Origin of the sequence: Thermomonas sp. (assembly GCF_025993755.1) — a bacterium.
Lineage (GTDB): Bacteria > Pseudomonadota > Gammaproteobacteria > Xanthomonadales > Xanthomonadaceae > Thermomonas.
In genome coordinates this window covers 1-8,309 of the sequence record NZ_JAMQHN010000162.1, presented here as the reverse complement: position 1 = coordinate 8,309, position 8,309 = coordinate 1, and the positions used below count along the sequence as shown (strand labels likewise).

The following is an 8,309-nucleotide window of genomic DNA, read 5'->3' as shown; positions in this document are numbered from 1 at the left end:
CTTCGCCACCCACGACCCGTTCTGGCTGGGATGGGGTATTGGCCCTGGCCGGGCCATTGGCCGCCGAAACGGGCGACGCGAAGAAAGCAAAAGCGGCAAACATCACGCTTGCAAGCAAGCCTGAACGACTGGACATCGGCTGGTTCTCCCCGGGAAATACGACAGACGCGCAACAAAAATTTCGTGATGATGCGCACATTCCCCTATGTGCGGCGCAAACACTAGCACGGGGTTCTGACGAGGGCTTGCCGCAGCGCAATACGGCACCGAATGGTATAGATGATATAAATATCAATACCTTGTAGATGAAACCTGTGCTACGTCAGAAAGTTCTCCATCCACGGTCAGGCTGATTTACTCATAACTAAAAGTTATATCTCAATAGCCTCCTGCTGCTAAACTCCCGCCCGTCATCGGGGAGTAGCCGCCCTTCGCCACGAAGGGGCTGACGTCAACACACTTGGCCCATCGGCCATGGCGTCCGCAGTGTCCACGCCTGGCAAGACCTTTGACCACGACGCCTCCGACCTGGCCGGGGATGCGACGTGGTCGATCGTCCGTTGTCCGGCCCGGGACACTGCATGCAATCACTGTTCATTTCGACCGGCGTCGTTGCACTTGCGGAAATCGGCGACAAGACCCAGCTCCTCGCCTTCATTCTCGCGGCGCGTTTCAAGAAGCCGCTGCCGATCGTTCTCGGCATCCTTGCCGCAACTCTGGTCAATCATGGCCTCGCCGGCGCGTTGGGCGCATGGATCACGGCATCCGTCAGCCCGGGCGTCCTGCGCTGGGTGCTGGGCCTGTCGTTCCTCGGCATGGCGGTCTGGACGCTCGTTCCAGACAAGATCGAGGACGAAGAAATGCGGGTTGCCAGACATTTCGGCGTGTTCGGCACCACCCTGGTCACTTTCTTCCTGGCCGAAATGGGGGACAAGACGCAGATCGCCACGGTCGCACTGGCCGCGCACTACGGCGCGCCGCTTCAGGTCGTGATCGGCACGACGCTCGGGATGTTGATCGCCGATGTGCCGGCAGTCTTCGTGGGCGGCAAGTTCGCAGAAAAAATCCCCATGAAACTGGTGCATGCGGTCGCATCGGCGATCTTCGCCCTGCTGGGCGCCGCGACGCTGTCCGGGATCGGGCTGAAGCTCGGCTTCTGACGCTTTGACCTGATGCCCGCTGGCTCCGATCCCGCAATGGTGGTTCAATAGCGCCTGAAGCGGGGGTGCCCGGCGCGACCGGGCTGAGAGAGACCCTTGGAACCTGATCCGGTTTGGACCGGCGTAGGGAGCTTGAACACGGCGGCAGATTCTTTCGGGAATCGCCTTGCGCCGTTCGATCCTGCATGGGTCGTCCTGCGCGGATCGCTGCCGGCTTTCGCTTCGCCCCTTCCCCACTGGCGATTGCGAACATGATCCTGCGACTTTCCCCACTGCTGCTTGCACTGCTGCCGCTGCTGGCCCACGCCCAGTCCGACGCACCCCCTCCGCCCCAGGAAAGAACCACGATCCTCCCCGGCGTCAAGGTGACGGGGGATCGCCGCGAAGCGCCGCGCAAAAACGGAATCGACGCCTGGGGCAAGGCCACGCTGCACGACACGCCGGCCGCGATCAGCGTCGTCGGCCGCGAACGGATCGAGGCCCGCCAGATCCGCACCCTGAGCGAACTGGGGCACGAGGACGCCGCGCTCGGCGACAACTACGCTCCGGTCGGCTACTACCAGAATCTGTCGATCCGCGGCTACGCACTGGACCTGGGCACCGGCTACCGGAACAACAACCTCGCCATGACCGGCGAGCAGCCGATCGCGTTGGAGGACAAGCAGCAGGTCGAAATCCTCAAGGGGCTGGCAGGCCTGACCGCGGGCGTGATGGAGCCTGGCGGCGTGGTCAACTTCGTCAGCAAGCGGCCTGCCGACGTGCGCACACTGACGCTGGGCGCGGATTCGCACGGTTCGCTGTACACCGCGCTGGACGCGGGGCGCTGGCTGACGCCGCGCTTCGGGCTGCGCGTCAACCTCGCTTGGGAAACCCTGCACTCTTTCGTCGACCACGCCAACGGCCGCCGCGCCTTCGGCGCGCTGGCGATGGACTGGAATCCGACCGAGCGCACCTCACTGCAGCTGGACATCAACCATCTCGACAGCGCCCAGCGTTCGGCCTCCGGCTACATGCTGCTGGGCGGCGCCCGCTTTCCGGAGCACGTCGACCGCTCGCAGATGCTCGGCTACCAGCCCTGGCAGCAGCCGGTCGCGATCCGCGCCACCAATGCCAGCGCGCGATTGCAGCACGCCTTCAACGACGACTGGAGCCTGCACCTGGCGCTGGGCCGCAGCCGCAGCGTGATCGACGATCGCGTCGCCTTCGCCTACGGCTGCTGGTACGTGGCCGCCTGCGCGTCGGGCAGCCCGCCCAACTACTTCGCGCCGGACGGCAGCTACGACGTCTACGACTACCGCAACCCCGGCGACACCCGCACCGGCGACGAGGCGCGCGCCACGCTGGAAGGGCGTTTCGCCACCGGCAGCGTCAGCCACGACCTCACGCTGGGCGTGGCGGCCTTCCATCGCGGCATCAATCGCCACTGGCACGTCAACGACTACATCGGCACCGCAAATATCGACGATCCCGCCGTCCCGGTCTTCGATCCGTCGCCCAAGCAGATCGGCCCGCGCGTGCAGCGCCTGAACAGCTGGCAGCGTTCGCTGTTCGCGCTGGATCGGCTGGGCCTTGGCTCCCACTGGCAGCTGCTGCTGGGCGCCCGCCACGTCCGCCTGAGCGAACAGGCGCGCAGCAAGAAGAACGTGCTCGAACGCGACACCCACCTCTCGCACACGCTGCCGCAGGTGGCGTTGCTGTGGCTGCCGGATGACGCCCTCACCCTCTACGCCAGCTATGGCGAAGGGCTGTCGCTGGGTCTGCAGGCGCCGTCATGGACCAGCAACGACGGCGATTCGCTCGGTCCGCGGCTGTCGCGCCAGGTCGAGGCCGGACTCAAGTACCGCTGGACCCCGCGGCTGGATCTGGAAGCCGCGCTCTACCGCATCCACCAGCCCTACCAGTACGCGCAGCCGGACAATTCCTGGGCCGGCTTCACCTTCGTCCAGCAGGGCGAGGAAGTGCACACCGGGCTGGAGGTTTCGGCCAACGGACGCCTGAGCGAGGCCACCGGCCTGCACGCCAGCCTCGCGCTGGTGCGCGCCCGCGCGCAGGGCACCGGCACCGCCGCCTACGACGGCCACCAGGTCGTGAACGTTCCGCGCCTGCGCGCCACGCTCTGGATCGAACATCGCCTGAGCGCCTTGCCGGGTTTCACCGTGCAAGGCGGCTGGCGCTACGCTTCGGCCAACCCGGCCACGCCCGATGGCGCGCTGCGCGCTCCCGCCTACGGCGTGTTCGATGCCGGGGTGCGCTACGACGGTTCCTGGGGGCAACGGGAGATCAGCGCCCAGCTCGGCGTGGACAACCTGTTCAACCGCTTCTACTGGCGCGACACCGGCAGCTCGCAGGGCGACAATTATCTGTTCCCCGGCGCGCCGCGCCTGCTGCGCCTGAGCCTGCGCGTCTCGCTATGACCCTGCCCCTGCACGAGCTCATCGCCGCCACGCTCAGCGCCACCAGCGTCTGGCTCGGCACGCGCCGCAGCCCGTGGTGCTATCCGGCCGGTCTGGTCTCGGTGTGCGTCTACATCTGGGTCTATTTCGGCGCACGGCTGTATTCGGAAGTGCTGCTGCAGTGCATCTGGATCGGCATGCTAGTACTCGGCTGGTGGCGTTGGCGGCACCACCTCGACCGCAGCGGCCACGTCAGGGTGGCGCCGCTTCCCGCGCGAGATGCCGTGCTGCATCTCGCCATCGGCATCGCCTGCGGGCTGGCGCTGGGCTACGCGATGGCCACCCACACTCCGGCCGCCCTGCCCTGGCTCGACGCCATGCTCACCACGCTGAGCCTGGTCGCGCAGTTCTGGCAGAACCGCCGCCACGCCGCGACGTGGTCTCTGTGGATCGCGGTGGATCTGGTCTATATCGGCATGTTCGTGAACAAGCATCTGTTCGTCACCGCGGTGCTGTACACCGGCTTCGTCGGGCTGGCCGCCAAGGGCCTGCGCGACTGGCGCCGTGCGGCGCAGATGCAGGAAAACGCAGCCGGTTGAACCTCAGAACGGATCGGCGGAAGGATCCCAGGGATCGGCCGCACCCAGCTGCTCGCGCAGGGCCTCCTCATCCGCCATCGCGATCCAGTCCTGCCCCTCGGCGAGGTTCACCACCTGCAGCTGGCTGCGACGGATCCCATCGCCGTGCAGCGGGCTGAACACCAGCAGGATCACGCCATAGGACGCATCCAGCACCGCCGCCTGCCAGCGCTGGCCGTCGGAATCGTCGAATGTACGCACGCTCTCTCCAGCCAGGTCGGTAGCATCCATTCTAGGACAACGTCCGAAAAATCCGCCTTGATTCCACGCCCGGTCTGCGGCATCCGGCACGGCCGCCTCGCCACATCCGCGCGGTTCGGCCAGCTGTTGCTTCCCGTTTGACTTCGATCAAATCCACCCGCCGGAACCCGTGTAGATTCTCGTTATATACACAACAACATAACGAGTCTTCCCATGAAACTGCGCGCTTTCCTGCTGGCGCTGCTGCTGGCCCCGGCCCTGCTGTCGGCCAGCCCGGCCGACCATCCCGAAGAAGGCATGCCCAGCAGCTCGGTGCGCATCACCGGGGCGGTGAACGCGCCTGCGGAATTCGACGTGGCAGCGCTGAAGCGGCTGGTCCAGCGCAATACCGGTCCGGTGGACGTGGTTTGCGCCTCCGGGGCCACGGTGGGCAGCGCGCAGAATTTTCGCGGCGTGCGCCTGACCGACGTGCTGGATCACGTCGGCATCGCGGTGGAAGGGCACAAGGACGCGCGCCGCATGGTGATCGTCGCCCGCGCCACCGACGGCTACTTCGTCACCTTTTCGTGGAACGAGCTGTACAACACCGCCATCGGCAAGGACGTGCTGATCGCCTGGGAAAAGGACGGCAAGCCGCTGGACGTCCATGACGGGCAGTTGCTGCTGATCTCCGGGCAGGACATCAAGACGGGTCCCCGCCATGTGCGTTGGCTCGACCGGATCGAAGTCGTCCGCATGCAGTGATGCAGCCACGCAGGCGGCACCGTCGCCTGCCATCCATCGAAGGCCACCGAAGTCGCGGACAAGGACGCGGCTTCCCGCCTCGTGCCCATTGATTCCCCCTAGCCTGAGAGACACCCATGCCCATTTCAGCCCACCGATTCCCGCGACGGCAGGCGCTCGCCGTCGCCCTGCTCGCCATCCTCGTCTGCACCACCACGGCCCAAGCCGCCGACGACACGAACACCGACAAGAACGCCTCGTCCTTCGAACTTGGCAGCGTGGTGGTCCACGGCAAGAAACCCGACCAGCCACCGGCCGGCGAATCCGCCATCACCCGCGAACAGATCGAACAGTTCAACCGCGACACCGTGGGCGAAGCCGTCGCCATCGCGCCCGGCGTGGCGCTCTCGACCAACAGCCGCAACGAATCGATGGTTTACGTGCGCGGCTTCGACCCGCGCGAGGTGCCGGTGTTCCTCGATGGCATCCCGCAGTACGTGCCGTACGACGGCTACATCGACTTCGGCCGCTTCACCACCTTCGATCTCGGTGAAATCCGCGTCGGCAAGGGCACGGCCTCGCTTCTGTACGGCCCCAACACGCTCGGCGGCGCGATCAATCTGATCTCACGCAAGCCCACGGAGCATTTGGAAGGCGATGTGCGGATCGGTGGCGGCAGCGGCGGGGAGCTCAGGGCTGCGGTCAACCTCGGCATGCGCCAAGGGGACTGGTACCTGCAGGCCGGCTGGTCGCGTCTGGATGCCGACGGCTTTCCGCTGCCCGACGGCTTCCACGACTACAAGACCACAACGACCGACACCGGCGACCAGCGTGAAAACGCCTACCGCGACGATCGCAGAGTCTCACTCAAGATCGGCTATGCCCCCGGCAACGGCAACGAATTCGCCCTCGGCTACGTCCGCCAGGACGGCGAGAAAGGCAATCCCGTCTATACCGGCCGCGCCAGCAGCGGCATCCGCTACTGGCGCTGGCCCTGGTGGGACAAGGACAGCCTGTATTTCATCGGCAACGTCGGCCTCGGCGAACGCGCCAGCCTTAAATTGCGCGCCTACTCGGATCGCTACGGCAACGGGCTGGAAGCCTACACCAACGGCAGCTACGCGACGCAACTGCACAACACCAGTTTCCCCAGCATCTACGAGGACAGAACCCGTGGCGTGAGCATCGAACTGTCCACCCAGGCCTGGAGCAACCACGACCTGCATCTGGCCGCGCACTACAAGGACGATCGCCACCGCGACAGCAATCCGCTGTCGCCGATCAAGGATTACCGCGACGTCACCACCTCGCTGGCGCTGGAAGACACCATCGCGCTGGGCGGGGGCAACAGCCTGCGGATCGGCGCCAGCCACGAGCGCCGCAGCGCGCGCGAGGTGTATTTCTGGCCCACCGGATCGACCCACGCCAACAATGCCTTGATCGAACTGCTGCACGACTTCGGCCAGGACGGCCAGCTGTTCATCAGCGCCTCGCACAAGACCCGCTTCCCCACCATCAAGGACCGCTATTCCGCACGCATGGGCCAGGCCTTGCCCAACCCCGATCTGCGCCCCGAGGTCGCCACCCATTTCGAACTGGGCTGGCGCGGACATCCATGGCAAGGCGCACAGGTCGAGGTCTCCCTGTTCAACAGCCGAATCGGCAACCTGATCCAGGATGCGATCGTGCCCTCCAACCAATGCGGCGGAACGACCTGCAACCAGGCACAGAACATCGGCCGCGCTCGCAACCGCGGCATCGAGCTGTCCCTGCGGCAGGACTTCGCCGAACGCGGGCAACTGGGCGCGGCGTACACGTGGCTGGATCGCGACAACCTCGGCAATCCCGCCGTGCTGCTGACCAACAGCCCGCGCCAGCGTCTGTTTGCCTTTGCGCAATGGGCGTTCACGCCGCAATGGACGCTGCAGGCCACGCTCGAAGCCGAACAGGGGCGCATCGTCACCTACAGCGGTCCGGGCAACCAGAACGGCTTCCTGCAGCTGGGCGGCTACGCCAACCTGGGTGCCAAGCTGGTGTGGTCGCCACGGGACCGGTTCGAGATCGAAATCGGCGGACGCAACCTCGGCGACAAGTGGTACGAACTGGCAGAAGGCTACCCGATGCCCGGCCGCACCTGGTACGGCAACATCAGCTATCGGTTCTGATGGTGCGTTCCGCATCCCCCCTGCATGCGGGGGGATGCGGTCAGGCCGCCACGGCCAGGATCACGTGCGAGGACTTGACCAGCGCCAGCAGCGCAGCGCCTTCGCGGATGCCGAGTTCGCGCACGCTTTCGTTGGTGACGGTGGCCACCATGGCGCGGCCACTGGACAACTGCAATTCGACTTCCGAGTTCACCGCGCCTTCCCGGCACTGCGTGACGGTGCCTGCCAACGCATTGCGCGCGCTGGTCCGCACGCCAGGCGAGGCGAGCACGACGAACGAGGACTTGATCAGCGCGATCGCGCTGCCTCCTTCGCGCAGCCCGAGGTTCTCCACGCTGCGGTTGGTGATGATGGCCACCAGCCGATCGTCGCCGCCGAGGTCGAGAACGACCTCGCTGTTCACCGCACCGCGCTGGATCGCGCGAACGGTGCCTTCGTACTGGTTGCGCGCGCTTGTCCTGAGCATGAGATTCCCCAGCCGTTCGAGCAGTCGATCCAGTGTCGCATTCTCCGCAGATCCGTCCTGTCCCGCCAGCAGCCGCTGCTGCAACGCGGACAGCGCCTGATGGAACGCCAGCACGCGACGCCCGGTTTCGGTCAGGCGCGCACCGCCCCCGCCGCTGCCACCGGTTTCGGTCGCCACCAGCGGCTCGGCGACCAGGCCATTGAGCGCGGCGATGGCGTCCCAGGCGCCCTTGTAGCTCATGCCCATCGCGCGGGCGGCCGCGCTGATCGACCCTTCCGATTCCAGCGCCTGCAGCAATTGCGCCCGTTTCGGCGTGAGGCTGATCCCTCCGCCACGCAGGTCGATCAACGGTTCAAGCACTGGGAAGCCCACTTCGGGATGAGCGCCAAGCATAGAACAAGCGGGGCTTTCAGCCCGCCGTGCTTCTGATCGGGATCACATTCCCGCAAGTGACCGGCTTCCCATGGGCGGCGGGCAAAGAAAAACCGCGCCGTAGCGCGGTTTCATGATATTGCCGTGTCACGCGGTGCATTGCGTGACGTTGTAGTTGTGCCCAAGGGGGG

Annotated in this window: 8 protein-coding genes and 2 riboswitches; of the genes, 6 read left to right on the top strand and 2 right to left on the bottom strand. The window is 66.0% G+C overall.

From position 1 onward, the window contains the following. From Q0X16_RS11865 to pnuC, 4 genes are all read left to right on the top strand, one after another. A partial coding sequence (locus Q0X16_RS11865) for a hypothetical protein (protein WP_297834676.1) occupies positions 1 to 305 on the top strand: 305 nt, incomplete at its 5' end. A gap of 98 nt (positions 306 to 403) precedes the next feature. After that, positions 404 to 579: riboswitch (yybP-ykoY riboswitch) on the top strand. Positions 580 to 581: 2 nt separating this feature from the next. Continuing rightward, positions 582 to 1,160, top strand: a complete 579-nt coding sequence (locus Q0X16_RS11860) for a TMEM165/GDT1 family protein (protein WP_297834674.1) — start codon at positions 582 to 584, stop codon at positions 1,158 to 1,160. A 51-nt stretch (positions 1,161 to 1,211) separates the two neighbouring features. Further along, a riboswitch (TPP riboswitch) is annotated at positions 1,212 to 1,307 on the top strand. A gap of 104 nt (positions 1,308 to 1,411) precedes the next feature. Next, positions 1,412 to 3,574, top strand: a complete 2,163-nt coding sequence (locus Q0X16_RS11855) for a TonB-dependent siderophore receptor (protein WP_297834670.1) — start codon at positions 1,412 to 1,414, stop codon at positions 3,572 to 3,574. After that, positions 3,571 to 4,152, top strand: a complete 582-nt coding sequence (gene pnuC / locus Q0X16_RS11850; protein WP_345780298.1) for a nicotinamide riboside transporter PnuC — start codon at positions 3,571 to 3,573, stop codon at positions 4,150 to 4,152. Before Q0X16_RS11855 ends, pnuC begins: the two co-directional genes overlap by 4 nt. A 3-nt stretch (positions 4,153 to 4,155) precedes the next feature. Here the strand turns inward: pnuC and Q0X16_RS11845 are convergent, their stop codons facing one another. Continuing rightward, positions 4,156 to 4,422, bottom strand: a complete 267-nt coding sequence (locus Q0X16_RS11845; protein ID WP_297834669.1) for a hypothetical protein — start codon at positions 4,420 to 4,422, stop codon at positions 4,156 to 4,158. Positions 4,423 to 4,605: 183 nt separating this feature from the next. On the opposite strand from Q0X16_RS11845, the gene Q0X16_RS11840 reads away from it, so the two are divergent. Next, complete coding sequence (locus Q0X16_RS11840) at positions 4,606 to 5,136, top strand: molybdopterin-dependent oxidoreductase (protein WP_297834667.1); 531 nt, start codon at positions 4,606 to 4,608, stop codon at positions 5,134 to 5,136. 116 nt (positions 5,137 to 5,252) lie between these two features. Beyond that, positions 5,253 to 7,280: a TonB-dependent receptor gene (locus Q0X16_RS11835; protein WP_297834664.1), complete on the top strand. Its 2,028-nt coding sequence runs from the start codon at positions 5,253 to 5,255 to the stop codon at positions 7,278 to 7,280. A 40-nt stretch (positions 7,281 to 7,320) separates the two neighbouring features. On the opposite strand, the gene Q0X16_RS11830 is transcribed toward Q0X16_RS11835, so the two are convergent. Continuing rightward, complete coding sequence (locus Q0X16_RS11830; RefSeq protein ID WP_297834661.1) at positions 7,321 to 8,106, bottom strand: TOBE domain-containing protein; 786 nt, start codon at positions 8,104 to 8,106, stop codon at positions 7,321 to 7,323. Between the last annotated feature and the right edge of the window lie 203 nt (positions 8,107 to 8,309).

Excerpts from the sequence above, each read along its gene's own strand:
- Q0X16_RS11855 (WP_297834670.1), top strand. The coding sequence starts at position 1,412 with ATGATCCTGCGACTTTCCCCACTGCTGCTTGCACTGCTGCCGCTGCTG.
- Q0X16_RS11845 (WP_297834669.1), bottom strand. The coding sequence starts at position 4,422 with ATGGATGCTACCGACCTGGCTGGAGAGAGCGTGCGTACATTCGACGAT.
- Q0X16_RS11840 (WP_297834667.1), top strand. The coding sequence starts at position 4,606 with ATGAAACTGCGCGCTTTCCTGCTGGCGCTGCTGCTGGCCCCGGCCCTG.
- Q0X16_RS11860 (WP_297834674.1), top strand. The coding sequence starts at position 582 with ATGCAATCACTGTTCATTTCGACCGGCGTCGTTGCACTTGCGGAAATC.
- Q0X16_RS11835 (WP_297834664.1), top strand. The coding sequence starts at position 5,253 with ATGCCCATTTCAGCCCACCGATTCCCGCGACGGCAGGCGCTCGCCGTC.
- pnuC (WP_345780298.1), top strand. The coding sequence starts at position 3,571 with ATGACCCTGCCCCTGCACGAGCTCATCGCCGCCACGCTCAGCGCCACC.